The sequence below is a fragment of the Streptomyces sp. NPDC057428 genome (assembly GCF_042803195.1).
Classification (GTDB): domain Bacteria; phylum Actinomycetota; class Actinomycetes; order Streptomycetales; family Streptomycetaceae; genus Streptomyces.
Genome location: NZ_JBHVCT010000004.1, coordinates 138,755 through 163,260, shown reverse-complemented (window position 1 = coordinate 163,260; position 24,506 = coordinate 138,755). Strand labels below are relative to the sequence as shown.

Genomic DNA, 24,506 nt, shown 5'->3' with positions numbered 1-24,506 from the left:
GGTCACCGCCGGGGAGGCGTCCGGCGCTCACCCCCCGTCCGTGCCGCTCGCTGAGCCGCGGGGCCCGGCCCGACGCCCTGGTGTGCTTCAACGACCAGCTGGCACTGGGTGCCTTGCGCGCGCTGCACGAACACGGTGTGCGCGTGCCCGAGGAGGTCGCCGTGATCGGCTTCGACGACGTGGAGGGCGGCCGCTTCAGCGTGCCGACGCTCAGCACGGTGGCGCCCGACAAGGCAGCCGTGGCGAGAACCGCCGTCCAGCTGCTCCAGCGCCGCATCGACGCGGCCCCCGCGGGTCACCGTCGTGCCGGTGTTGAACGGGGTGGTGGGGATTCCGGCGTCCGCGCAGGCCTCCAGCAGGGCCGCGCCGCAGGGAGGGCCCGCAGGATCGCACGCGGTGCGTTCCGGCTCGGGTGGTGCGACTCCTCGCCCAGCGACGACGCCGTGTCGAATCCGTACATCACGTAGGCCGACGCGAGTGACGCCGTGAGGAACGCGCCGAAGTAGCCGAGGGTCCGTCCCTCGCCGAGCCCGTACGTGTCCGTCAGGACGCTGCTGGGGCCGCGGGTGATGTGCGCGGCCAGGAAGATGATCAGGGCGACGGCGGCGATCAGCTCGATGAACACACCGGCTGAGTTGATCCGCGCCATCAGCTTGACCCCGAAGGCGTTGATCAGGGTGGAGAAGAGAATCAGCACCGTGCCCAGGAGCACCGCGTTCTCCGCCGCGTCGTTCTTGCCGCTGCCGTCGCCGACGAACTGGAACCAGTCGTCGATCTGCGGAAGCGTGATCTGGTAGGCGAGGGCCACTGCGGAGAGCGAGACCATGGTGGCGGTCATCATCATCCACCCGCCGAGCCAGCCGATGTGCGGACCGCCCATGCTCTTGGCCCAGTTGTAGATGGAGCCGGCCACGGGGTAGCGGGCCGCGAGTTCGCAGAAGCACAGGGCCACCATCAGCTGGCCGGCGAACACCATGGGCCACGACCACCAGTAGGCCGGGCCGCCGAAACTCACGCCGAAGTAGAACAGCTGGAAGGTGCCGGTCAGGATCGAGATGTAGCTGATGCCCGCGGCGAACGTGTGGAAGTTGCCCAGGGTGCGCTTGAGTTCGGGCTTGTAACCGAGTTCGGCGAGTGAGTCGTCGTCGTGCGTGCCGTCGGCCCGGGTGCCAGGGGGAGGCGTGCCCTTCGGTTCGGGGTCCGTCGGGCCGGACGGCCTCATTCGAACCACCTCTGCGGACGGACTGCGGTGTTGCGCCAGATGTGCTTGGCCTCCTGGTACTCCGCGAGCCCGGCTGGGCCCAGCTCACGGCCCACGCCCGACTGCTTCATACCGCCCCATTCGGCCTGCGGTACGTACGGGTGGAAGTCGTTGATCCACACGGTTCCGGCGCGCAGACCGGAGGCCACCCGGTGGGCGCGCTCGCCGTCCTGCGTCCAGACGGCCCCTGCCAGCCCGTAGACGGTGTCGTTGGCCAGCACGACGGCCTCGGCCTCCTCCCGGAAACGCTCGACGGTGAGGACGGGGCCGAAGGACTCGTCCCGTACGACGGACATGTCCGGGGTGCACTCGTCGAGGACGGTCGGCAGGTAGTAGAAGCCGCGCTGGAGCGCCGGGTCGTCGGGGCGGGCGCCCCCGCAGCGCAGCACCGCGCCCTCCGCGAGACCGGCGGCCACGTAGGTCTCCACCTTGTCGCGGTGGGCGGCCGAGATCAGCGGCCCGCTGCGGGACCGCTCGTCGAAGGGGCCGCCGAGCCGGATGTCGCGGGCGCGGCGTACGAGTTCGTCGACGAAGTCGTCGTGGAGCGCGTCCTGCACGAGGAGCCGGGCACCTGCCGAGCAGACCTGTCCGGCGTGCAGGAAGACAGCCATCAGCGCGTAGTCGACCGCGGTGTCGAACTCGGCGTCCGCGAAGACGATGTTGGGGTTCTTGCCGCCCATCTCCAGCGCGATCTTCTTCACGGTGGGTGCGGCCGCCGCCATGACGAGCCGTCCGGTGGCCAGGCCGCCGGTGAAGGAGACCATGTCGACCCGCGGGTCCGAGGTCAGGGGCTGGCCCACGGCGGCTCCGGCCCCGAGCACGAGATTCGCGGCCCCGGGCGGCAGTCCGGCCTCGGTGAGCGCCTTCATCAGAAGGATCGCGGTGTGCGGCGTCAGCTCGCTGGGCTTGAGGACGAAGGTGTTGCCCGCCGCGAGCGCGGGGGCGACCTTCCAGGCCGTCTGCAGAAGCGGATAGTTCCACGGCGTGATCAGTGAGCACACGCCGACGGGTTCGTGCACCACGCGGCTGTCGATACCGGGATCGCCCGTGTCCACGACGCGGTCGGCGCCGCCGGCGGCAGCGAGGTTCCCGAAGTAGCGGAAGCAGTTCGCGATGTCGTCCATGTCGTACTCGCTCTCCACGAGCCGCTTCCCCGTGTCGAGGGTCTCGGCTCTGGCGAACGCGTCCTTGTCCCGTTCCAGCAGGTCGGCCACGCGCAGCAGCAGCCGGCCGCGCTCCGCGGCCGGTGTGCGCGGCCAGGGCCCGTCGTCGAACGCCTCGCGCGCCGCGGCCACCGCCGCGGCAGCGTCCCGGGGTCCCGCGGCGGAGGCCGGCCCTGCCCGGTCCGCCGGCCTCTACGCCCCCTCGGCCCTCGTCCTCTCGGTCGGCAAGGGCGACGCCGATCCGGTCACCGTCCAGCGGGCGGTCACGTTGAGCTGTGCGCCGCGCGCCGGCGGCACGCACCCCGCGCCCGGCGCCGCCTGTTCCGAGCTGCGCTCGGTCGACGGCGAGTTCGCACAGCTGACCAGGCCCCAGTCGCAGGGCAACTGCACGCGCCAGTGGGACCCCCTCGTCCTCAGCGCGACCGGAGTGTGGCAGGGCCGCAACGTCTCCTGGTCCGCAACCTTCGGCAACGAGTGCGAGATGCGGGCAAGCCTGGCCGAGGGCTCGGTCTTCGCGTTCTGACCGGGCGCTTCCGACCCTCCGGGCCCGGCCTCGCGGCCCGTGACGCAGGGGCCGGCGCGGCCGGACTCGCAGCGGCCTCCGTCCGCGAGTCCGGCGACGACCACCGGCACCAGCCGGACCGGATGGCCGCGCGGCCGCCGCAGGGCGAGGTGAAGTCGCCCCGGGACGACGCCGTCCCGGGGCGGTTCAACAACTGCCCCGACGAGGCCTCGGCGCCGGATCGGCTCCCCGTAGCGGTCACCCGCACACCCGTCACTCTAACTATGGTGTCCCACCACATACGCCTCTGACCAGCGCCTTCCTACGGTGTGGCGACACGGAAACGTCCCCGCCAACTGTCCGGAAGTGGTATCCATGGCCGCCCCAGCAACCGCTCCCCCAGCGCCGTCCAACCTCCGCCGCGTCGTCGCCGCGAGCCTCGTCGGCACCACGGTGGAGTGGTATGACTTCTTCCTCTACGGATCGGCCGCCGCGCTGGTCTTCAACAAACTGTTCTTCCCCGGGTCCGACCCGCTCGTCGGCACCCTTCTCTCCTTCCTCACCTACGCGGTGGGCTTCGCCGCCCGTCCGATCGGCGCCCTGGTCTTCGGGCACTACGGAGACCGGCTGGGGCGCAAGAAGCTCCTGGTGCTGAGCCTGCTGATGATGGGCGGCGCGACCTTCGCCATCGGGCTCCTGCCGACCCACGCCACTATCGGTTCCGCCGCACCCGTCCTGCTGACCGTCCTGCGCCTCGTGCAGGGCTTCGCCCTCGGCGGCGAGTGGGGCGGCGCGGTGCTGCTCGTCTCGGAGCACGGCGACGCGAAGCGACGGGGTTTCTGGGCGTCGTGGCCCCAGACGGGCGCCCCCGCCGGGCAGTTGCTCGCGACCGGCGTGCTCTCCGCCCTCACCGCCCTCATGTCCGAGTCGGCGTTCGAGACCTGGGGCTGGCGCATCCCGTTCCTGCTCTCGGGGGTGCTGGTGGTACTCGGTCTGTGGATTCGTCTCTCTGTCGATGAGTCACCTGTCTTCAAGGCGGCCCTGGTCCAGGCCGAGCAGCGCAAGGCCGCTGCTGAGCCCGCCGAGAAGATGCCCCTCGTGGCCGTGCTGCGGCATCACTGGCGCGATGTGCTCATCGCGATGGGCGCGCGGATGGCCGAGAACATCAGCTACTACGTGATCACCGCGTTCATCCTGGTGTACGCGACGACAGCCGTGGACCTCAGCAAGCAGACGGCACTCAACGCCGTACTCGTCGCCTCCGCCGTGCACTTCGCCGTGATCCCGCTGTGGGGTGCGCTGTCCGACCGGATCGGGCGCAGGCCGGTCTACCTGATCGGTGCCATCGGTGTGGCGCTGTGGATGTTCCCGTTCTTCGCGCTGATCGACAGCCGGAGCTTCGGGAGTCTGCTGCTCGCCGTCACGGTGGGCCTGATCTTCCACGGCGCGATGTACGCACCGCAGGCGGCCTTCTTCGCGGAGATGTTCGCGACCCGGATGCGCTATTCCGGCGCGTCGATCGGGGCCCAGTTCTCGTCCGTCGCCGCGGGGGCTCCCGCCCCGCTCATCGCCACCGCCCTGCTCGTCGACTTCGGTACGTCGACTCCGATCTCCCTCTACGTCATCGCCGCCGCGCTGATCACGGTGCTGGCGATCGTCTGCGCCAAGGAGACCAGGAGCCGGGACCTCGCCGACATCGAGCCCGGGGCCGGCGAGCCGGTCCGGGACGCCGCGGAACTGCCCGCCGACGCCCGCACCGTCTGACCCCCTCCTCGCAGGGCGGCGCGAGCCGTTACGCCGGGGCGCCCCGGCGCCCCGGCGTAACCCGTCGGACTCAGGTGCCGGGCCGGGGCCCGCCCTCCCTCGGAGTCAGCACCCGGTCCACGCCGGTGAGTTCGAGGAGATGCCCCAGTTCCCTGCCGACGCCCGCGAGCAGCAGTGACGTGCCCGCGGCCCGGGCCCTGCGGTGGGCGAGGACCAGTTCGGTGATGCCTACGGAGTCGCAGAAACCGAGCCGCGACATGTCGAGGACGAGCGGCACCCCCGCACGCGGGGGGATCTCCCCGACCGCCCTGCGGAAGCGGTCGGCGGTGAGGTGGTCGAGTGCTCCCGTCAGCCGCAGGACGACGGCGCCGGGACTGCCGTGGTCCACCGTGAGCACCAGTGCGTGCTCAGGCATCGCTGTCGCTCCGGGACGTGCGGATGCCACGGGTACGGGGGGCGCCGGACGGGATGCGCCGGCCGTCAGAGAAGCCGGGCCGCCAGCAGCGCGATGTCATCGGTCTTTCCCTTTCCGAAGGTGTCGAGCAGGACGTCACACAGCTCCTCGAGTTCCCGTGGCGCGCCCCGGAGCGTCTCGCTCAGGGCCTCCATGCTGTCGTCGAGGTCCTCGCCGGGGATCTCGATGAGCCCGTCCGTCAGCAGCAGGAGTGTGGAGCCTTCCGGCACGTCGTGGCAGGTGGCGGGCGGGTGCGGCAACTGGAGGCCGAGCAGCGGGCCGTGCTCCGTGAGATAGCACGTGGAGCCGTCGGTGCGCCTCAGCAGCGGAGGTATGTGCCCCGCGTTGGCGACGTGGATCCGCCGTCCGCCCGGCTCGACCAGGACGAGGCAGACGGTGACGGTGATGGAAGGGCGCAGCCGCACCAGGAGTGCGTCCAGCCGCTCCAGCAGGGTCCGGGATCGTGTCCCTCGATGGCGTAGGCGCGCAGCGCGTGGCGTACCTCCCCCATGATCATGGCCGCCTGGAGGGAGTGCCCGGCGACATCACCGATGGCCAGCAGCAGGCCGTCGGGCGTCTGTATGGCCTCGTAGAAGTCGCCGCCGATCTCGGTGTGGTCGGCCGCCGGCTCGTACCGTACGGCCATGTCCACGCCGCTCACCTCGGGAAGCCGGTCGGGCAGGAACGTCCGCTGGAGGGTGAGAACGAGGGCGTGCTCCTCGCTCTGGCTGCGGAGAGCCTCCAGGGCCAGCGCGCAGGCCTGCGCCAGCTGCGACAGGAGTTCGCCGTCGTCGGCGCCCCCGAGCGTCGCGGCGTCCACGGCGAGCGCGACCGGCGGGCGGCCCTGCTTCGTCCGGGCGAGTATCAGCCCGACTCCGCCGGGGAACACATCGGCCCGGCCGGACGGGTCCCGTGCGATCAGTGATGTCCACTGCTCGCCCGACAGCAGCACCGTGTCCGTCCCCGTCCCGTCCCCGAGCGCCGTCTCGCACAGGAGGTCCAGGACGCGCAGGTCCGCCTGCCAAACGGACACGGCGGGCCGCTCAGGGAGCCGACCCGTCACGCCCGTTCCGGACCCGCTTCGCGGGGCCGCGGCGAGGTGGAGGGCGCGGTTGTCGGGACTCAGCCCGAATCCACCGGCTTGATGCCTGTGGATAGCTTCTCCGGAAACGAGGAAGTGCCCTGTGGCCTGCGATGATGGAAGTTCTTCACGCTTCCAGCACGCACGACCACGAGGGCACTTCCGAGATGCAATCTTCCCATGCCGCGGCGAGGGTCTCCGCTCTTACGGCAGCGGCTGTCGGTTCCTGGGTACGCCGGCCGGCCGGACGCGCGGCCCAGGCGTCCCCGCACACCACCTCGCCGGTGATGGGCCGGGTGAGTCCTGCGACGACCGGCTCGCCCAGCGCGGCAGTGCGCCGGGCGGCGTCCTTCGTCCAGAACCGGGCGGACAACGCGGTGCCCCGCCCCGGCAGTGAATGCACGTCAAAGGTGTCGGCCAGGCGTGCGATCGCCCCCAGGCCGATCCCCAGAGTGCCCGTCGAGGACGTACCGTCCACGAGGCACCGGGCGACGTCCGGCATGCCGGGACCCTCGTCCGTGGTGACGATCTCGAGGCCGGCGTCCTGTTCCGTCCGTACTATCCGCAGAAGCAGCGCACCGTCGACGGCGTGCTTGCGCACATTGGTGGCGGCTTCGCTCACCGCGAGGGACACCTCCGCACAGCGCTGCTCGTCGAATCCGAGGCGCCTGGCGAGCGCCGCCGCGGCTCCCCGGGTCGACGCGGGGAGCGATTCGTCGTCACGGAACCAGGCGACGTCCTCGGATTCCAGCAGGGGCAGGGTCAGCGGGCCCATTTGGTCACCGCTACCTGCGTGCCCCGGCCGACCTCGGTGTCGAGCGCGAAGTCGTCCACCAGGCGCCGCGCTCCGCTGAGTCCCAGGCCGAGACCGCCCCCCGACGTCCAGCCGTCGGTCAGGGCCAGGTCCAGATCGGGGATGCCGGGGCCCTGGTCCTCGAAGACGGCCGTGACACCCACCCGGCTGTCCCGACGGACGAGTCCGGTGCGCATGACGCCGCCGCCTCCGTAGACCAGGGTGTTGCGCGCGAGTTCGCTCGCCGCGGTGACCAGCTTCGTCTGGTCGACCAGCGAGAGTCTGCACCGCTGGGCGAGCGTGCGCACCAGTTGACGTGCGCGTACGACGTCGTCGTTCGACGCGATGGTGATCGTCTCGTGATCGGCGTCCGGGACGGGCCGGGGCCCGCTCATGGCTTAGCCGGAGGACGGCTGTCAGGTCGGGCCAGCATGTCGAGCCCCTTTTCCAGCGTCAGAGCCGTGCGTACGCCGCCGAGCGAGAGTCCCAGCTCGACGAGCGTGATGGCGACGGCGGGGCGCATCCCGACCACGACGGTCTCGGCGTCCAGCATGTGGGAGATGGCGGCCGTCGTGGCGAGCATGCGCCCGACGAACGAGTCGACGATCTCCACCGCGGTGATGTCGATGACCACGCCGTTCGCCCCCGTGGCCACGATCCGTGCCGCGAGGTCGTCCTGCAGATCGAGGACGGTCTGGTCCTCGAGGTCGACCTGGATGGAGACCAGCAGGACGTCGCCGATCTTCAGCACGGGAACTCGCTCGGTCACGCCATTCCTCCGGCCCGGCCGAGTTCGACGCTCTCGCGGCGCAGTGCGTGCTTGAGGGCGTCGGCGAGCGTCGCCTTGGTGACGATGTCGCCGAACTGGATACCCAGCGCCACGATCGTCTGGGCGATCTGGGGACGAATGCCCGAGATCGTACACTCGGCGCCCATCAGCCGGGCTGCGACCACGGTCTTGAGCAGGTGCTGGGCGACCTCGGTGTCGACGGCGGGGACGCCGGTGATGTCGATGATCGCCTGATCCGAACCGGTGTCCACGAGGGTCTGGAGGAGTTTCTCCATCACGACCTGTGTACGCGCCGAGTCGAGGGTGCCCACCAGGGGGACGGCGACGACGCCCTCCCACAGCTTCACCACCGGGGTGGACAGTTCCATCAGCTGCTCGGACTGGGCGCTGATGATCTCCTCACGCGTCCTCGCGTACACCTCGAGCGTGTACAGCCCGAGCGCGTCCATGAGACGGCTCAACCGGAGGTAGGCGTGGATGTCCTCGGCCGGCGTCTGGGCCGTCGGTTCGAGGATCTCCTTGCAGGCGAGCACGCTGATCGCGGTCTCGGTCGGCGAGAAGCCCTGCCGCGCACGGTTCCGCGACAGTTCACCGAGGAGAGCGCGGACCTCGGCGAACTTCTCGCCCTGCCAGTCGAATCCGCCCTCCCTGAGGCGTCCACCAGCGCCGAGTACAGTTCGCGCAGCTCACGCTCCAGCTCCGCCAGAGAGATGCGCCCGCGCAGGGTCTGCGAAACGGTCTGCACCCACGCGGCACCGAGCGACTCCCGCTGCTCCGTGAGCAGCACCACCAGGCGGGTCGATATCTCTTGCTCTGCCACCGAAGTGACCCCTTCTCTCGTACCCGTCATCACAATTCCCGCGCAGCGTATGCCATCACTCGGGCACCCCAGGCGACATGCCGCTCAGGGCGATGGTCACCGTTCCCACACACTGTCCGGCAGGGGCTTCCGTCCGCCGGAGGAATGACCGTCTGCACCAGGGAGCGCGGGCCGACCAGGCCGTCATCGAGCGGGCGGTCGGCCCGGTCGCGAAACCAGCGGCAGTCCGGCCCGTACGACGGCCGTGGTCCATCACAACTCATCGAGCGCGAACCCGGCGCACAGGAGGACCAGGCCGAGGAGGAGTACGAGCGCGAGAGGAAGCATGAGCACCGCGTGCCCCTTCACAGGTACTTCACACCCGCACGCGCGGGACTTTCACGGAGACGACGCTCACACTGTCGAGGGCGGCCCGCGCACGGGAATCCGACCGGTCGGGCCCCGCGGTGTCCGCTCGGCTCAATTCCACAGGCCCGTCAGGTTTGGGGTGGGGGTTTCCGGGTGAGACTGCCCCACGGTCGCACGAGGGCGCTTGGGCTCCTGACGGCAACACGGGAAGCGGTCGTCCCACGGACCTGGGGAGGTCACCGGGACACCGCTCCCCCGTGCCGCCGGTGTTGTGCGCCGTCTCCTCGGTGAGGGGTCAGGCCTCCGGGGTCGGCTCGAACCAGGTGGGGCCGTCAGTCAGGGACTGCTTGATCCGGAACAGCGAGAAATCGCTCAGCGGAGGCAGGGCGTCCACGTCGAACCACGCGACTTCGAGCGACTCGTCGTCGTTCACGCGCGCCTCCCCTCCGGTGGCGCGGCAGCGGAAGGTGATGTCGAGGTACTGGCAGCGGTCGCCGTTGGCGTACTGCACGGGCTTGAGGGCCTGGGTGAGCACCACCCGCTCCGCCACGCAGCGCACGGCCGTCTCCTCGTACACCTCGCGCTCCGCCGTCGCCGCGGGCTCCTCGCCGGGCTCGGAGATACCGCCGACGACCGACCAGTTACCCGTGTCGGACCGTCGGCCGAGCAGCACCCTGCCCTCGTCGTCGAAGACGATCGCGGTGACTCCGGGCAGCAGGAGCAGCTGGTGGCCTGCGGTCGCACGGATGTCGCGGATGAAGTCGGGGGTAGCCATGCTGCGAGCTTACGTGGCGGCTCCGGCGCTCTCCCGGCCGGTCGTCGCCCCCTTCCGGGCCCGCGCCGCGCGCACGGAGCGGACCATGGCCCAGCCGAGGCCGGCGGCCGCGAGGAGCGCGAGGACGCCCTCCGGGAGTGTCCCCAGCCGCGTGGCCGGCGTGAGCGAGGAGCGCAGGGGGACCTCGTCGACGAGCGCGTCCGGGGTGAACATCTTCGTCTTCTTCACGATGGTGCCGTCCGGCCGGATCACCGCGCTCACACCGCTGGTGACCGGTACGACGACGGACCGGCCGTGCTCGACCGCCCGCACCTGGCTCATCGCGAGCTGCTGGTAGGTCATCTCACTGCGCCCGAAGGTCGCGTTGTTGCTCGGTACGGCGATGAGCCGCCCCCCGTGCCGGACGGTGTCCCGGACGGCGTCGTCGAACGCGGCCTCGTAGCAGGTAACGAGCCCCACCTTGGTGCCCGCCAGGTCGAACACCCCGACCTTCGTGCCGGAACCGAAGTCCCGCTGCACCCGGTCGACGTCCTTGCTGAAGAGGCGCACGAAGGACCGCATCGGCATGTACTCACCGAAGGGCTGGATGTGCCGCTTGTCGTAGGTGTCGACCGGTCCGCTCTTCGGGTCCCACTGGATCAGGGTGTTGCGCAGGGGCCCCGTGTCGGGGGTGACGACCGCACCGACGACCGTGGGCGCGCCGATGGCCCGCACGGCCTTGTCGATGACGTCGCGGGCGTCGGGGTTGCGGTAGGGGTCGAGGTCGGAGGAGTTCTCGGGCCAGAGGACCAGGTCGGGCTGCGGGACCTTCCCCGCCTTGACGTCGCGGGCGAGCTGCTCCGTCCGGCGGGCGTGGTTGTCCAGGACGGCACGGCGCTGCGCGTTGAAGTCGAGCCCCAGGCGCGGCACGTTGCCCTGGATCGCGGCGACCGTGGCCGTGCCGTCCTCGGGCGAATCGTCGACGAGCGCGAGCGTGGCCAGCGCGGCGACGACGGGAGCCGCGACGGCGACCACCGCGGCCACCACCGCGGCGCGGGGCACGGCGCCGGAGGCACGGTGGCGGCGCACCTGGCGGGCGGCATCGAGCAGCCCGAAGCCGCACAGCACGACGGCGAAGGACAGCAGCGGGGTACCGCCCAGCGCGGCGAGCGGCAGGAACCCGCCGTCGGCCTGGCCGAAGGCGATCTTGCCCCAGGGGAAGCCACCGAACGGGACACGCGCCCGAAGCGCCTCGTCCAGGGTCCAGACGGCCGCTCCCCACACCGGCGCGTACGGAAGCCGGGAGACCGCGGCGATTCCCACGCAGCCCACGGCGATGAACAGCGCCTCGGCGAACGCGAGCGCGAGCCACGGGACGGGGCCGACCTCCTCACCCGTCCAGTGCAGCAGGGGCAGCATGAAGCCCAGCCCGGCGAGGAGACCCAGTCCGAACGCCGCGCGCACCCTGCGCGCGGTCAGGACCCAGCCCAGCAGGGCGAAGCCGGGCAGTACCAGCCACCAGAGCGGCCGGGGCGGGAAGCTCGCGTAGAGCAGCGCACCGGACAGGACGGCTGCGGCCGGGCGGACGAGCCGCGGCCACAGCTTCCTGCTGCGGGACACGGGGGCGGGCGACGGCTCGGCGGTGGTGATGGTGGCGCTCACCCGGCGGAGTCTACGGTGGCCGGGAAGGTGACCGGGGCCCGGAGGCCGCGAGGCGGGAACGATGGCCCGGGTCGGGCACCACACGGTGCCCGGACGGACTCAGGAGCCCGAGCGGCCGGTGATCTTTCCGGCGGACGCGACGTGCAGCCGGTCGCGGATGAAGCACACGGCGGCCTCCGCGTCGTCCACGGTGACGGTGAAGGTCCTGCCGTCACCCAGCTGGAGCACCAGCCCCTCACCCCGGCGCACGACCACGGCGGTGCCCTTCTCGGGACGCCAGCGGTAGCCCCAGCCGCCCCACTGGCGCGGGGTGACCTTGGGTGCGAAGTCGGCGCCCACCACGTGGGTGAGCAGGATACGGCGCCTGGGAAGTCCCACGTGGCCGCAGCGCACCTCCAGGGCGTCGCCGTCGACCTTGACTGCCACATGGACGAAGGCGAGAGTCCCGAAGAGGATCAGCAGCCCCGCGAGGACACACCCGATGACGGACATCAGCAGGGGGGCGATTCCCGCACTCCACGCCGAGTCGACGGCGAGCTGGACGCCGAGCGCCAGGCATGCGGCGCCCACGGCCGCCAGCAGCCACTGGAAGCGGTTGGTTGCCCGTCCCGTCCAGACCATGGCCGGGGTCTGGCTGGAACCGTGGCTCACGTTGGCGGGGTGGTCCGTCATGCCGAGCAGCGTACCCAGGATCCGCCAGCCGGGGAGAGGCTGCGCGAGCCCTCCGGAGCGACGAATCCGTCACACGGCGGTGCTGACGGCCTTGAGCAGCAGGCCCTCGGCGTAGGCCAGAGAGGGTTCGGGCAGTGCGGCGGCGAGCCCCGCGAGAAGGACGGTGAGAGTTCCGACCGGTTCGGCCGACGGAGCGGGAGCCGACCCGATCCGGCGCAGGGCCTGAGCGGCGACGGCTTCGGCGGAGCCGTGCAGGACCAGCGGAGCGCGTCCCGTCCGGTCGCGCTCCACAGCGGCGCGGATGCGGTCGGCCACCAGCTCGTAGTGGGTGCAGCCGAGGACGACGTCCGTCACATCGGCCGGGGTGAGGGCCGCGGCAGCCGCGACCGCCCGGTCGATCGACTCCTCGTCGGCGTGCTCCACCGCGTCGGCGAGACCTGGGCAGGGCACTTCCGTCACGTCCACCGCCCGGGCGAAGTCGTTGATCAGCCCGCGCTGGTAGGGGCTTCCGGTGGTCGCGGGTGTGGCCCAGATGGCGAAGGGTCCGCCGCCCGCGGCGGCGGGCTTGATCGCCGGCACCGTGCCGATGACCGGGAGCCCCGGTTCCAGCTCGGCACGGAGCGCGGGAAGGGCGTGGACGGAGGCGGTGTTGCAGGCGACGATCAGGGCGTCCGGACGGTGAACCGCGGCCGCTCGCGCCACGGCGAGCGCGCGCAAGGTAACGTCCTCGGGCGTACGTGGTCCCCAGGGCATCGAGCCGGGGTCGGAGGACAGCACCAGATCGGCGTCCGGCCGTAGTCGGCGTACCGCGGCCGCTGCCGCGAGCAGGCCGATTCCCGAGTCCATGAGTGCGATCTTCACCCGGTCACCATAGTCGACGGCCCTTGCGGCGCCGCCGGAGTGGGGCACACTTCGACGGATGAGCGCCCTTGCCTGGATCGCCGTGGGTTCACTGACCGTGTGGGTCTGGCTTCTGCTGGGCCAGGGTTTCTTCTGGCGGACCGACCAGCGGCTCCCCGCCCGCAAGGACCCGGCGCGCTGGCCTTCGGTGGCCGTGGTCGTGCCCGCGAGGGACGAGGCCGAGGTCCTGCCGGTGAGCCTCACCTCGCTGCTCGCCCAGGACTACCCGGGGGACGCGGAGATCTTCCTGGTCGACGACTGCAGCGAGGACGGCACGGGTGAACTGGCGCGTGCGCTGTCCGTACGGTGCGGAGGGCTGCCGCTCACGGTGGTGTCGCCGGGTGAACCGGAACAGGGCTGGACCGGCAAGCTCTGGGCCCTGCGGCACGGGATGGCGCTGGCCAGACAGGGCAAACCCGAGTTCCTGCTCCTGACGGACGCCGACATCGCACATGAACCCGACAGCCTCCGGGAACTCGTCGCCGCGGCCGGGTGCGGGGAGGCGGACGGGTTCGACCTGGTGTCCCAGATGGCCAGACTTCGGGTGACGAGTGTGTGGGAGCGGCTGGTCGTGCCCGCCTTCGTCTATTTCTTCGGGCAGCTCTACCCCTTCCGGTGGGTGAACCGGACGGGCGCGCGGACCGCCGCGGCAGCGGGCGGCTGCGTGCTGTTGCGCGCGGACGCCGCCGAGCGTGCGGGTATCCCCGAGTCCATCCGTCAGGCGGTGATCGACGACGTGTCGCTCGCGCGTGCCGTGCGCCGGACCGGCGGCAGGATCTGGCTGGGGCTCGCGGAACGGGTGGACAGCGTGCGTCCGTATCCGCGTCTGGCGGACCTGTGGCGGATGGTCTCGCGCAGCGCGTACGCGCAACTGCGGCACAGTCCGGTCCTGTTGGCGGGCACGGTCCTGGGACTCGGCCTGGTCTACGTGGTGCCGCCGGTCACGCTGTGCGCGGGTCTGGCGACGGGCGACCACGTGACGGCGACGGCAGGCGGGGCGGCCTGGGCGGTGATGGCCGGGACGTACCTGCCCATGCTGGGGTACTACCGGCAGTCCTTCTGGCTGGCGCCGCTGCTGCCCTTCACCGCCGTCCTCTATCTGCTGATGACGGTCGATTCAGCGGTGCGGCACTACCGGGGGGCCGGCGCGGCCTGGAAGGGGCGTACGTACGCCCGTCCCGAGCCCGCGCCGGAACCCTGAGCCCGGTCGGCCAAGTCCGGTCGCGGGGCCGCACTACGCGGGTTCACTTGCGGCCCGGGGTCCAGTTCATGCCCCAGCCGTACGCGGCGTCTATGGTCCGCTGCGGGCTGACCCCGCGTTGGGGCACGAGGTAGCGGGCCTCGCGCTGGACCGTGAGGTCTCCCCCGCTTCCGGTGATCAGTGCGAGCGCGCAGACGGTGGACGGCACGGTGCACTCGTCGAGGGAGAAGTCGATCGCTGCGCCGTTCTGAGGCTGGAGGGTGACCGTGGCGTGCAGGTCGGCGAAGCTCCGGGCGCCCTCGTAGATGGTGACGAAGATCAGGACGCGGCGGAGCCGGTCCTTGTGGTCGAGGTTGACCGTGAGGTTCTCACCCGTGGAGACCGCACCGGTGCGGTCGTCGCCGTCGAGGTGGATCCAGGGCGGCTGCCCCAGGGATCCGAAGGCGTTTCCGAGCGCCTGCACGACTCCCTTGCTGCCGTCCGTGAGTTCGTAGAGGGCACAGAGATCGAGGTCGAGATCGGCGTGGTCGGCGACGGCTCTGCCAAGTTTCGCTCCCCAGCCCCTGAACTGCTTGCGCACCTCCCAGTTGAGATTGACGCGGAGCACTCCGGACGTGCCGCCCTGTTTCGAGAGGGAGACAGTGGGTGCCTCCTTCGTCAGAGTGACCTTGGTCAGACGGACGGGCTGCGTGACGGGCGGTGCGGCGGGGGGCGCCGGCGGCCGGGCGGGGGCCGCGCGATGGGTGACGGGTGGCGCCGGGGGCCGCGCAGCCGTCGCGGGCTGCCGCGGCTCGTCCACCGAGATGCCGAAGTCCGTGGCGAGGCCCGCGAGCCCGGTGTCGTACCCCTGGCCCACGGCCCTGAATTTCCACGCGCCCTGCCGCAGGTAGAGCTCACCGAGGATGAAGGCGGTCTCCACGGTGGCGTCCGCGGTGTCGAAGCGTGCGATCTCGGAGCCGTCGGCCTGATCCACGATCCTGACATGGAGCCCGGCCACCTGGCCGAACGTGCCGCCGTCCGCCGACGCCGCCACGACGACACGGTCGATGGCCGGCTCCATCCGTGCGAAGTCGACCGCGAGGCTGTCGGTGACGACGTCACCCGCTGTCCGCTTGCCCTCGTGACGTACCGCGCCGGACCCGTGCACCGGCTGGTTGTAGAAGACGAAGTCGGCGTCACTGCGGACCTTCCCGGACACCGTGAGCAACGCCGAACCGTCCACGTCGGGCGTCCCGGGAGATGTGCGCCGGCCCAGTTCGATCCGCACGGCACGCGCCGGCACCGCGACGTTGGTTCCCTTTTGCATGGTCATGCTCGCCCCCATCACGAGTCCGGCTGCCCGGAGCGTTTACGCCAACCTAATCCCAATGCCGTTCGGTTAGCCGTCTGATGGGTTTGGCAACGTGCTGATCTCGATGTGGACGGTGGTCCTATGGGTGCGGTGGTCGATGTCGCGGCCGACGGCGCGGTACTTGGAACTGATCGCTCGTTTCTTCACGCGGGGCCGGGACCGTTCTCGACGGGCGGGTAGGAGGCCGTTGAGTATGGCGGTGCCGATCCGGCCGACGAGGTCGATCCGGGTGTGGGCGATGATGCCGGCCGCACGGTTGATCTGGTCACGTGCCGTGTTCAGCGCGACGGTGAATGCGGCGCGGTCGGGGTCGATGTCGGGCCGGTGCAGGACAGCGTCGCTCATCGCGGTGCGTAGTGCCTGGTAGGCGACCAGGAGTGCCCAGGTCTCCTGGGTGACGGCTGCTGGGTAGCGTCCGCGCAGGACTCTGCCACCGAGGATGGTCGATTTCAGCTCGCAGTAGCTGGTCTCGATTTCCCAGCGTTCGCGGTAGAGCCTGACCAGTGCGGTGGCGGGTGCCTCGTCCGGATCGAGCAGGCTGGTGACGAGCCGGTAGGTGCTATGAGTGACGGGGCGCTTGCCGGTGCCGTCGGTGGGGGTGAGAGTGATGGTGGCCTCGATGACGCGGACAGTGACTTCCCCTATGCGGGACAGGAACGTGCCGTCGGGCAGCCGGCGCCGGATCGGCAGCTTGAGCGCTGTGGTGTGGTCTTGGCGCGGATGAGGAAGTCCGCGCCGGTGGAGGCGACCGTGCTCACGAAGGCGGTGGCGGAGAAGTTCCGGTCGCCCAGCAGCAGCGTTCCGGGCCGTAGCGCTCCGGTCGCGCCCGCGGTGGTGGCCAGGTCGCGGGCGTAGGTCAGCTCGCCGGTCGCGTCAGTGCCGAAGACGGCGTCCAGGAGGGTTCGGGTCCCGCAGGCCACCAGCGTGACCAGACGCAGCATCGGGCATCCGGTCGGCCCGTTCTGTCCTGCCTTCGCCTTGGGGAACACTTACAGGTTCGCGGGTGTGTCCGGCAGGGCGATCTGGGTGCCGTCGATCGCGATCACCAGTCTGCCCGCGAACCGTGTCATTTGCGTCGCGGTCACTGCTGCGGGGCCTTTGACCAGGTCGAACAGTGCTTTCAACGGTTTGGGGCCGACCCGTCGCATCGCGGCCGTGATCGATGAACCCGCCGGTACGGGCAGCGGCGCGGGCAGTGAGGCGGTCAGCCGGGACCAGATCCCGGTCCAGCCCAGGCCGGTGAACAGCGCGCCTGCGAGCAGGAGGTAGACCACCACCCGCGACGGCAGCCGCCGCACCCGCTGCTGCAGACCACCCGCGGATGCGAGCGCCTCATCGACGAGATGGAACGGAACAACCTGGGTCAACTCGCCCAGGTGCCCCACGGCAAACACACCGGGGGCATGCGTAATGACAGAATCGGACACAGGCAGCCCTTGTGGAGGAACGCGAGTCTTGGCGGACCCGAGAACCACTACAAGGGCTGCACCCGTATCACCAGCCGAAACGCCGAGCATTGCGCCGCAGATCGAACCTCTAACCGAACGGCATTGGGCCTAGGATTCGCACCTGCCCTGGTGAGCACTGACCGGTCACCCTGCCTGCGCTCCGGCAGAGCCGTCGGCGACAGGGCCGGCCAGGAGGGCCGGAGCCGGGGGCCGCGCCCCGGTGCGGGACGTCCCCCCACATCCCCCGCGCCGGGAGAAGGCGACATCGAATGTCGCCCTTTGTAGCCCGCCCGCCACAATTTGTTAGCCCCCCGGACCGATGAGAAAGTCCGTCTGTCAGCAGAGGCTTTAGCGATCTCCCGGCAGGTCGGGCGACAAAAGCAGCGTAAAACGGATAACCCCAAGATTGGGTCTCCCCAACCGGCACATCGTGGGCTTAACTTATGTGTCATGACCTCCCCCCGCTCCACCTACGGCAGCGGCTACTACGCCGCGCCGTCGTTCCCCGACACCCCGATCTACGACTCCCTGGTCGCCGAGCGCGGAACCCCTCAGATCGCGCCGATACGGGTTCCCGCCGCCTACGACACCGGGAACAGCTACCTGCCGGCCCTGCCTTCGGCACTCCCGGCGCTGCCCGCGGCGCCGTCTCAGCAGAACGGGTCGTACGGCTACCCGCAGCAGGCGTCGCAGCCGCAGTACCAGAACGCCGGGATGCAGCAGGCGCCCATGATGCAGCCCGCACAGCTGCAGCACGCGCCCGCGCCGTACATCCCCCAGCAGCCCTCGGCGCCGCGCGGCTACCAGCAGCAGCCGCAGCGTCCCAGCACGGGGTACGAGGCCATGCGCCCCGCCTCCCCGCGGCCGGCGCCCGCGCAGTCTCCGTACGAGGAGCCGTACAACCGCCCGTACCAGGGTGGCCGGGGGTACTGACCGGGCATCACGGGTCGGGACTGGCAAAATGGAGGCATGCCTTCTCCCTCACTCGGTGCTGTATACATCCACCCAGTCAAGTCGCTGGCCGCCCGCACGGCGGACGCGGCTGTCGTCGAGCCATGGGGACTCGACGGCGACCGCCGATGGATGCTGATCGACGGCGACGACAAGGTCGTCACCCAGCGTCAGCAGCCCCGTCTGGCCCAGCTGTCCGCCGAAGCGCTGCCCGGGGGCGGCGTGGCCCTGTCGGCGCCCGGGAGCGCGACGCTGGACGTCGAGGTGCCCGGAGGGGGTCCCACGGTCCTCGCGGAGCTGTTCCGCAGCAAGGTCGAAGTGGTGGAGGGCAGCCCGGCCGCCCATGACTGGTTCAGCGCGCACCTCGGTACGGAGGTCCGGCTCGTCCATCTCGACGAGCCGTCGTACCGCAGGCCCGTGGACCCGGAGTTCGGCCGGCCGGGCGAGACCGTCTCCCTTGCCGACGGATTCCCGCTGCTGCTCACGGCGCGCGCCTCGCTCGACGCCCTGAACGCCCTGATCGAGCAGGGCGACCATGCGGACGAGGGCCCGCTGCCCATGAACCGGTTCCGGCCGAACGTCGTGGTGGACGGCACGGAGCCCTGGGACGAGGACGGCTGGCGGAGGATCTCCGTCGGGGAGGTCGTCTTCCGCGTGGCGAAGCCGTGCGCGCGGTGTGTCGTGACCACCACCGACCAGCGGACGGCGGAGCGTGGCAAGGAGCCGCTGCGGACTCTCGCCCGCCATCGCCGGTCCGGGAAGGATCTCCTCTTCGGCCAGAACCTGGTTCCCGAGGGGACGGGCGTCATCAGGGTGGGCGACCCGGTGCGGGTTCTCGGCTGACGTGAGACCGCGTGGTGCCCGGGGAACTCGCGGGTACACGAGGTGTGTTGGCGTAGTGAGGTTGCCCTCTCTTCGGCGTCGGCGGACTTTTCCGAGGCCCTGCGGGGTTATCACGGACGGGAAGGGGGTGCATGGCTGTGCAAGCGTTTCTGGGAATCCGGCGGTGGCGGGGCAATCCTGTGTGCCGGCCCACCGATCGTCATGAGGCATGGGTCGCGCTGGCCGCGCTGTTGCTGGTGGTCCTCGGGGCGCCGGTGCTCGGCTGGCTGACCGGCTCGCTCACCGACGACGCGCTCCAGCAGTCGGTGCGGGCCCAGCACGCACAGCGCCAGCTCACTCCGGCTGTCGTGGTCCGCAAGGCCTCGGGCCGGTCGCCTTTCGCGCAGGACCCCGAGTCCGCGGTCACGGAGGACTCCACCCGCACGTCCGTGGTGGCCCGGTGGCGCGATCCCGACGGCACCGCGCGCACGGGCAAGGTGTCGGCGACGTCCGCCGTCACGACGCCCGGCACCAGGATCCGGATCTGGACGGACCAGCGGGGGCTCCCCGCGACGCGTCCCATGGATTCCGTCACGGCGCGCACCCACGCCGTGCTGGCCGGAGTCGGCACCGCACTGGTCGCCGCCGGTCTCACGGAAACGGCCCGGCGGCTCGTCGTATGGCGCATGATGCAACGGCGGTACACCAGGCTGGACCGCGCCTGGGCCCAAGTCGGCCCCGACTGGGGCAGGACCGGTACAGGCAGCTGATCCCCGGTGTACGCGCCGCCCTCGCGCACCCTCGAACAAGGCTCCTCGGCGGCCGACCAGTCAACTCGCGCGCGTCACGCGCGCTACGGTGGACCGGCCCGCCCGACTCCTCGGCAGGCGGGCCGGAGAGCTGCCCTGCCACGGGTGGCTCGGGCAGACGGCACGAGGCAGCGCAAACGGCACGAGGCGGGGGCACAGCAGCACCATGGCACAGGGCACGGTCCAGGTGACGCACACCGGCACATCGCGTTGGCGCCGCCGCACGGGCGAATACGCTTCCCTCAACGCCGCCCTGGAGGCCGCAGCGGACGGTGACGTCCTCACCGTCGCTCCCGGCACCTACCGGGAGAACCTCGTCGTCTCCCGCGCGGTGACCCTGCGCGGCCCCGAGGGATCCGTCGGTTCCGTTCGCATCGCCCCCGCCGACGGCGTCCCCCTGACCGTCCGTGCGTCCGCCGTCATCCAGGATCTGCACGTGGAGGGCCAGGACTCGGCCGCCCCGGCGCTGCTCGTGGAGGAAGGCGCGCCCGAACTGTCCGATCTGCGCATCGCGACCAGGTCGGCCGCCGGCATCGAGGTGCGGGGGGCGGCAAGGCCCACGGTCCGGCGCTGCACCGTCGACAACCCGGCCGGCGTGGGCATCGCCGTACTCGACGGCGCGGGAGGCGTGTTCGAGGAGTGCGAGGTCGTCTCGGCGGGGCAGTCGGGCGTCTGGGTGCGCGACGGTGCCCATCCCCGGCTCGAGCGCTGCCGCGTGCACCACTCCAGCGGCGCGGGGCTGAGCGTGACCGGGGAAGGCAGCGCTCTGGAGGCCGTGGGCTGCGAGGTGTACGAGATCAAGGGCAGCGGGGTGCAGGTCACTTCGCGCGGGACCGCGCACCTCACGGACTGCACGGTGCACCGCACGTCGGCCGACGGAGTCACCCTGGACACCGACGCGGTCCTCACGCTCGCCGACTGCGACATCCACGACATCCCCGAGAACGCGGTCGATCTGCGCTCCCGCTCGGTGCTGACCCTGACCCGCTCCACCGTGCGCAGGTTCGGCCGCAACGGCCTCTCGGTGTGGGACCCCGGGACCCGGGTCGACGCCAACCAGTGCGAGATCCACGACAGTACGGGCGACTATCCGGCGGTCTGGGTGAGCGACGGGGCGACGGTCATACTCGACTCGTGCCGCGTCCACGACGTGCCCGACGCACTTTTCGTGCTCGACCGGGGTTCACGCGCCGACGTCGTGGACAGCGACCTGTCCCAGATCCGCAACACCGCCGTCTCGGTGAGCGACGGGGCGACCGCCCAGCTCGACGACTGCCGCATCCGTGAGGCGTCCACCGGAGCGTGGTTCCGCGATCACGGCAGCGGCGGCACCCTGAACAACTGCACCATCGACGCGGCGCAGACCGGTGTCATCGTGACCAAGGGCGCCGACCCCACGATCGAGCGGTGCACGGTCACCTCGCCCGCCGAGGCCGGTTTCTACGTGTCCGCCGAAGGCCGCGGCACCTTCGACAGCTGCCGGGTCACCGGGAGCGAGGGATACGGCTTCCACGTGATGGACGGCTGCCGATCGACCCTGACACGGTGCCGCACCGAACGGTGCGCGCGCGGTGGTTACGAGTTCCCCGAGAGCTCGGCACACGGGGACGGCCACACCGGCGGCCCGGTCGCCCAGGACTGCACCAGCGACGAGAGCGGCGTGCGCGGTGGCACCACTGCTCCGCCGGTCCCCGCCGTCCTGACCGCGACCCGTACGACGCCGGGGCTCCTCGGTGCGATGCCCGGACAGCGGAGCACCGAGCCGGAGGCGGCTCCCGCCCCCGCCACTCCGACCGAACCGGTGCGCGACTCCGCCGCCGTCCTCGGCGAACTGGACGCGCTGGTGGGCCTGGACAGCGTCAAGCGCGAGGTACGGGCCCTGACGGACATGATCGAGGTGGGCCGCCGCCGCCGGCTGGCCGGTCTGAAGGCGGCCTCGGTGCGCCGGCACCTGGTCTTCACAGGCTCCCCCGGTACGGGCAAGACGACGGTGGCCCGGCTCTACGGCGAGATCCTGGCCTCGCTCGGGGTCCTCGAGCACGGTCATCTGGTGGAGGTGTCGCGTGTCGACCTGGTCGGGGAGCACATCGGCTCCACGGCCATCCGTACGCAGGAGGCGTTCGACCGGGCGCGCGGCGGGGTCCTCTTCGTGGACGAGGCGTACGCGCTGTCGCCGGAGGACTCGGGCCGCGACTTCGGGCGGGAGGCCATCGACACCCTGGTGAAGCTGATGGAGGACCACCGCGACGCGGTGGTGGTGATCGTGGCCGGCTACACCCACGAGATGGAGCGTTTCCTCACGGTCAACCCCGGTGTGGCGTCGCGGTTCTCGCGGACCATCACCTTCAGCGACTACCTGCCCGAGGAACTGCTGCGGATCGTCGGGCAGCAGTCGGAGGAGCACGAGTACAGCCTGGCGGACGGCACCGGAGAAGCGCTGCTGAAGTACTTCACGGCGCTTCCCAAGGGGCCGGCCTTCGGGAACGGCCGTACGGCGCGTCAGACCTTCGAGTCGATGGTCGAGCGGCACGCGGGCCGGGTCGCCCAGCTCGCCGAGCCCAGCACCGACGACCTGACCATGCTCTATCCCGAGGATCTCCCCGAGCTTCCCTGAGCCTGCGCGCCGGGGTCCCGGACGCCCGTCTGCTGCGGCACCACGGGCACCAGCCGTTCCAGGAGTGCGGCCCGCTCCACTGCGAACACCGGGTCGGCCTGGTAGTCCGAGTGCCCCAGGATCGGTTCGGGAAGCGGGTGTTCGGCCGTGCGGCCGTAGACCAGCGGGTCCCTGAGCGGGCCGCGGTCCACCTCGTGGCCCTGCCCCTCGTCGATCCGTACGGGGCCGCCGATCGGGTCCGTGGCGCGCCAGAGATTGCGCCAGCAGTGCACGGACCCGTGCAGCCCTTCCAGGGGTACACGCCCGAAGTAGGCCGGGAACCAGCGCCCGTAGAGGCGCTCGATCGGCGAGCCGTAGGTCAGCAGCGCGACCCGGCGCCTAACGGCGTCGGGGAGCTGCCACACCGCCGCTGCCGCCAGGACACTGCCCTGTGAGTGGCCCGAGATGACGAGCCTGCCTCGGGTGTGGCCGGTCCACGCGCACATCCGGGAGGACAGGTCCGGGACGGCGCGCTCGGCGTAGCAGGGTGGTGCGAAGGGATGCGCGGCGCGGGGCCAGAACGTCCCCACGTCCCAGAGGATGCCGATGGTGCGCCGGGCGGAGACGTCGCGGTAGGCACGACGGCCCCAGGTGACGAACAGTACGGCGCCGAAGCCGATCAGCCAGGATCCGGTGGCCTGCGCGGCTTCGGCGAGCGATTCGAGGAAGGGGCCGGCGTCGTCCATCGCCTTGCCGGGAACGCGGCCGGTGAGCCAGGACCCGGCGACCGCTCCCACGCCGAGCAGCAGCGTGGCCCCGGAGAGCAGTCCGAGGATTCCGGGCGCGGAGTCCGTGAGTGCGGCCGTGGCCCGGATCCGCGCGATCCGCCGGGTCCGGCCGGGGTCGGGGCACTCCTCTCCGTACTCGGCCTCGATCCCCGGTCCCATCCGGCGGGCGTGCCGCAGGGTGCGGACGGCCAGCCAGGTGAGGGGGACGAGCAGGAGCACCAGAAGAACCGGGATGACCGACGCCTGCCAGCTGAGGAGCACGGGCGGACCCGCTATGGCCGAGCCCGCGCCCATCCCAGGGGTACCGGGGCCGTCGAGCCAGTCGGCGACGCGCTGGGAGACCCCGCCGCTCATCACCCCGCCGAGCGCGCAGGCCAGCATGGCGACGGCCGGCCCGCCCAGGCCGAGCAGCGTGGTGCGCGGTTCCGGCCGGCGTCGGTTGAGCCGCAGGGCCACCGACGCGAGGACGACGACGAGCAGGCCCTGGCCGAGAGTGAGGGCGCGGAAGGCCGACTCCCCGGGGAGGGTGCCGGAGGAGACCCAGTCGGGGCGCGACCACCCTGCGTAGACGACACAGGCCACCAGCAGGACCAGCGCAGTGCCGGGCAGGAAAGTGGTGAGCGCCCGGTCCAGCCGGTGGTCGAGACGTCGCTCGCTGCGCCCCCGTTGGCAGACCACCGCGACCACGGTGAGGGCGCACAGGACGAGACCGGTCTGGACCAGCGCGCCGATCGCCTCGGGCACGGGGCTGCCTGCGTCGCGGTCGTGCCGGGCGGCGGCCCCTGAGACGGTCGCCGCGACCGTGAGGAACCCGGCCGCGGTGTGGGCGGCCCGCAGTCGGGCCACGAGGCGGCGGCCGTACCAGAAGCCGGGCCTGCCGAGGGCCGGGCGCACCGGAGGGGCGCCCGGCCTGGAAGCCTCCCCGGTGTCGGAGGTCCCGTGCTCGTCCGCGTCCTCGCCGGTGGGTGCGTCGGTGCGGCCGGACTCGTCCGGCAGGAACGGGCGCTGTGATTCGTAGGCGCTCCAGGTGCGGTTGGACAGGTACCAGAGCAGGCCGACCAGGGCCGCGGGTACGATCGCGGCGACGGAGAGCCTGCGCCCGGGCTGGGAGAACCATCCGTCCCGCCGCGTGGACAGGAACCCGAGCCAGGAGCGCTGCCCCGAGCATCCGGGCATCCCCGCGCACTGCCAGGCCACGAGGTCGAGGGCAACCTCGCAGGCCGCGGCGGTCAGCAGCACGGTGAGGCTGAGCGCGACCATGCGTACGAGGAGTCCGTACAGCCGGACCGTCCGGGGGCTCCCCTGCGAGGAGGGCCGCATCCAGTGGGCGAGGTTGACCACCATGAACGGCAGGAGCAGCAGCCACAGGGCCCGGGAACCGTTGCCGGAAGTGAGGTTGGACCAGCAGTAGGCCTCGGCGACGGGTCCTTCCCGGTGGCGTTCCGGGTGCTGCTCGGCTGCGACGTCCTCGGTGCGCCGATGGATCGCCGCCGTGGCGTCACCGGTGATCCGGGTCGTGCGCGGGTCGCCGAGCATCTCCTGCGGGGTGGCTCCGCCGACGCCGTGGACGAGCAGCTCG

Annotated in this window: 19 protein-coding genes and 6 pseudogenes; 8 read left to right on the top strand and 17 right to left on the bottom strand. The window is 71.3% G+C overall.

Features of this window, described 5'->3' with window-relative positions; translation table 11 throughout:
* Positions 1-467 (top strand): substrate-binding domain-containing protein (locus ACFU5K_RS03105; RefSeq protein ID WP_384055993.1); only part of this gene is annotated, 467 nt, incomplete at its 5' end.
* On the opposite strand, the pseudogene ACFU5K_RS03100 reads toward ACFU5K_RS03105, so the two are convergent.
* Both ACFU5K_RS03100 and ACFU5K_RS03095 read right to left on the bottom strand, forming a co-directional pair.
* A pseudogene (locus ACFU5K_RS03100) lies at positions 365-1,222 on the bottom strand (APC family permease); the annotation flags it as partial. The gene ACFU5K_RS03105 and the pseudogene ACFU5K_RS03100 overlap by 103 nt on opposite strands.
* Positions 1,219-2,580 (bottom strand): annotated as a pseudogene (locus ACFU5K_RS03095) (aldehyde dehydrogenase family protein); the annotation flags it as partial. The pseudogenes ACFU5K_RS03095 and ACFU5K_RS03100, both read right to left, overlap by 4 nt.
* Between ACFU5K_RS03095 and ACFU5K_RS03090 the strand changes: the two are divergent.
* Positions 2,510-2,947, top strand: a complete 438-nt coding sequence (locus tag ACFU5K_RS03090) for a subtilase-type protease inhibitor (RefSeq protein WP_384055990.1) — start codon at positions 2,510-2,512, stop codon at positions 2,945-2,947. The pseudogene ACFU5K_RS03095 and the gene ACFU5K_RS03090 sit on opposite strands and share 71 nt — an antisense overlap.
* Positions 2,948-3,301: 354 nt before the next feature.
* Positions 3,302-4,690: an MFS transporter gene (locus tag ACFU5K_RS03085; protein WP_384055987.1), complete on the top strand. Its 1,389-nt coding sequence runs from the start codon at positions 3,302-3,304 to the stop codon at positions 4,688-4,690.
* 70 nt (positions 4,691-4,760) lie between these two features.
* Here the strand turns inward: ACFU5K_RS03085 and ACFU5K_RS03080 are convergent, their stop codons facing one another.
* The 10 genes and pseudogenes from ACFU5K_RS03080 to ACFU5K_RS03035 form a co-directional block, all read right to left on the bottom strand.
* On the bottom strand, positions 4,761-5,105 hold the full coding sequence (locus ACFU5K_RS03080) for an STAS domain-containing protein (protein ID WP_384055984.1): 345 nt from the start codon (positions 5,103-5,105) through the stop codon (positions 4,761-4,763).
* Between the two features lie 65 nt (positions 5,106-5,170).
* A pseudogene (locus ACFU5K_RS03075) lies at positions 5,171-5,661 on the bottom strand (PP2C family protein-serine/threonine phosphatase).
* A 763-nt stretch (positions 5,662-6,424) separates the two neighbouring features.
* Positions 6,425-7,000 (bottom strand): annotated as a pseudogene (locus ACFU5K_RS03070) (anti-sigma regulatory factor); the annotation flags it as partial.
* Positions 6,988-7,413, bottom strand: a complete 426-nt coding sequence (locus ACFU5K_RS03065) for an anti-sigma regulatory factor (protein ID WP_384055982.1) — start codon at positions 7,411-7,413, stop codon at positions 6,988-6,990. The gene ACFU5K_RS03065 and the pseudogene ACFU5K_RS03070, both read right to left, overlap by 13 nt.
* Positions 7,410-7,787 carry an STAS domain-containing protein gene (locus tag ACFU5K_RS03060; RefSeq protein WP_384055979.1) on the bottom strand — a complete coding sequence of 126 codons (378 nt, stop codon included), beginning with the start codon at positions 7,785-7,787 and terminating at the stop codon, positions 7,410-7,412. Before ACFU5K_RS03060 ends, ACFU5K_RS03065 begins: the two co-directional genes overlap by 4 nt.
* Positions 7,784-8,628: pseudogene (locus tag ACFU5K_RS03055) on the bottom strand (STAS domain-containing protein). Before ACFU5K_RS03055 ends, ACFU5K_RS03060 begins: the two are co-directional and overlap by 4 nt.
* Positions 8,629-9,271: 643 nt before the next feature.
* Positions 9,272-9,751 carry an NUDIX domain-containing protein gene (locus ACFU5K_RS03050; protein ID WP_384055977.1) on the bottom strand — a complete coding sequence of 160 codons (480 nt, stop codon included), beginning with the start codon at positions 9,749-9,751 and terminating at the stop codon, positions 9,272-9,274.
* A 9-nt stretch (positions 9,752-9,760) separates the two neighbouring features.
* Positions 9,761-11,392, bottom strand: a complete 1,632-nt coding sequence (gene lnt / locus ACFU5K_RS03045; RefSeq protein WP_384055975.1) for an apolipoprotein N-acyltransferase — start codon at positions 11,390-11,392, stop codon at positions 9,761-9,763.
* A gap of 99 nt (positions 11,393-11,491) precedes the next feature.
* Positions 11,492-12,064 (bottom strand): hypothetical protein, encoded by a 573-nt coding sequence (locus ACFU5K_RS03040; RefSeq protein WP_384055972.1) that lies wholly within the window; start codon positions 12,062-12,064, stop codon positions 11,492-11,494.
* Between the two features lie 69 nt (positions 12,065-12,133).
* Complete coding sequence (locus tag ACFU5K_RS03035) at positions 12,134-12,925, bottom strand: glutamate racemase (RefSeq protein WP_384055969.1); 792 nt, start codon at positions 12,923-12,925, stop codon at positions 12,134-12,136.
* 58 nt (positions 12,926-12,983) lie between these two features.
* Here ACFU5K_RS03035 and ACFU5K_RS03030 point away from each other — a divergent pair, with 58 nt between their 5' ends.
* On the top strand, positions 12,984-14,165 hold the full coding sequence (locus ACFU5K_RS03030) for a glycosyltransferase (RefSeq protein WP_384055966.1): 1,182 nt from the start codon (positions 12,984-12,986) through the stop codon (positions 14,163-14,165).
* A gap of 43 nt (positions 14,166-14,208) precedes the next feature.
* Here ACFU5K_RS03030 and ACFU5K_RS03025 read toward each other — a convergent pair whose 3' ends face one another.
* The 4 genes and pseudogenes from ACFU5K_RS03025 to ACFU5K_RS03010 form a co-directional block, all read right to left on the bottom strand.
* On the bottom strand, positions 14,209-15,489 hold the full coding sequence (locus ACFU5K_RS03025; RefSeq protein ID WP_384055964.1) for a TerD family protein: 1,281 nt from the start codon (positions 15,487-15,489) through the stop codon (positions 14,209-14,211).
* A 54-nt stretch (positions 15,490-15,543) separates the two neighbouring features.
* Entirely contained in the window at positions 15,544-15,861 is a 318-nt protein-coding gene (locus ACFU5K_RS03020; protein ID WP_384056020.1) for a hypothetical protein, read from the bottom strand.
* 78 nt (positions 15,862-15,939) lie between these two features.
* A pseudogene (locus tag ACFU5K_RS03015) lies at positions 15,940-16,457 on the bottom strand (transposase); the annotation flags it as partial.
* A gap of 48 nt (positions 16,458-16,505) precedes the next feature.
* Entirely contained in the window at positions 16,506-16,883 is a 378-nt protein-coding gene (locus ACFU5K_RS03010; protein WP_384055962.1) for a transposase domain-containing protein, read from the bottom strand.
* 531 nt (positions 16,884-17,414) lie between these two features.
* Between ACFU5K_RS03010 and ACFU5K_RS03005 the strand changes: the two genes are divergently transcribed.
* The 4 genes from ACFU5K_RS03005 (at position 17,415) to ACFU5K_RS02990 (ending at position 22,160) form a co-directional block, all read left to right on the top strand.
* Positions 17,415-17,897, top strand: a complete 483-nt coding sequence (locus ACFU5K_RS03005) for a DUF6643 family protein (RefSeq protein ID WP_384055959.1) — start codon at positions 17,415-17,417, stop codon at positions 17,895-17,897.
* A 36-nt stretch (positions 17,898-17,933) separates the two neighbouring features.
* Positions 17,934-18,758 carry an MOSC domain-containing protein gene (locus ACFU5K_RS03000; protein ID WP_384055957.1) on the top strand — a complete coding sequence of 275 codons (825 nt, stop codon included), beginning with the start codon at positions 17,934-17,936 and terminating at the stop codon, positions 18,756-18,758.
* A gap of 131 nt (positions 18,759-18,889) precedes the next feature.
* Complete coding sequence (locus ACFU5K_RS02995) at positions 18,890-19,507, top strand: hypothetical protein (RefSeq protein WP_384055954.1); 618 nt, start codon at positions 18,890-18,892, stop codon at positions 19,505-19,507.
* Between the two features lie 205 nt (positions 19,508-19,712).
* Positions 19,713-22,160 carry a right-handed parallel beta-helix repeat-containing protein gene (locus ACFU5K_RS02990; RefSeq protein WP_384055952.1) on the top strand — a complete coding sequence of 816 codons (2,448 nt, stop codon included), beginning with the start codon at positions 19,713-19,715 and terminating at the stop codon, positions 22,158-22,160.
* Here ACFU5K_RS02990 and ACFU5K_RS02985 read toward each other — a convergent pair.
* The gene (locus ACFU5K_RS02985) at positions 22,130-24,463 is read right to left on the bottom strand and encodes a hypothetical protein (protein WP_384056017.1); all 2,334 of its coding nucleotides are present in this window, start codon (positions 24,461-24,463) and stop codon (positions 22,130-22,132) included. The genes ACFU5K_RS02990 and ACFU5K_RS02985 overlap by 31 nt on opposite strands.
* Positions 24,464-24,506: the final 43 nt, after the last annotated feature.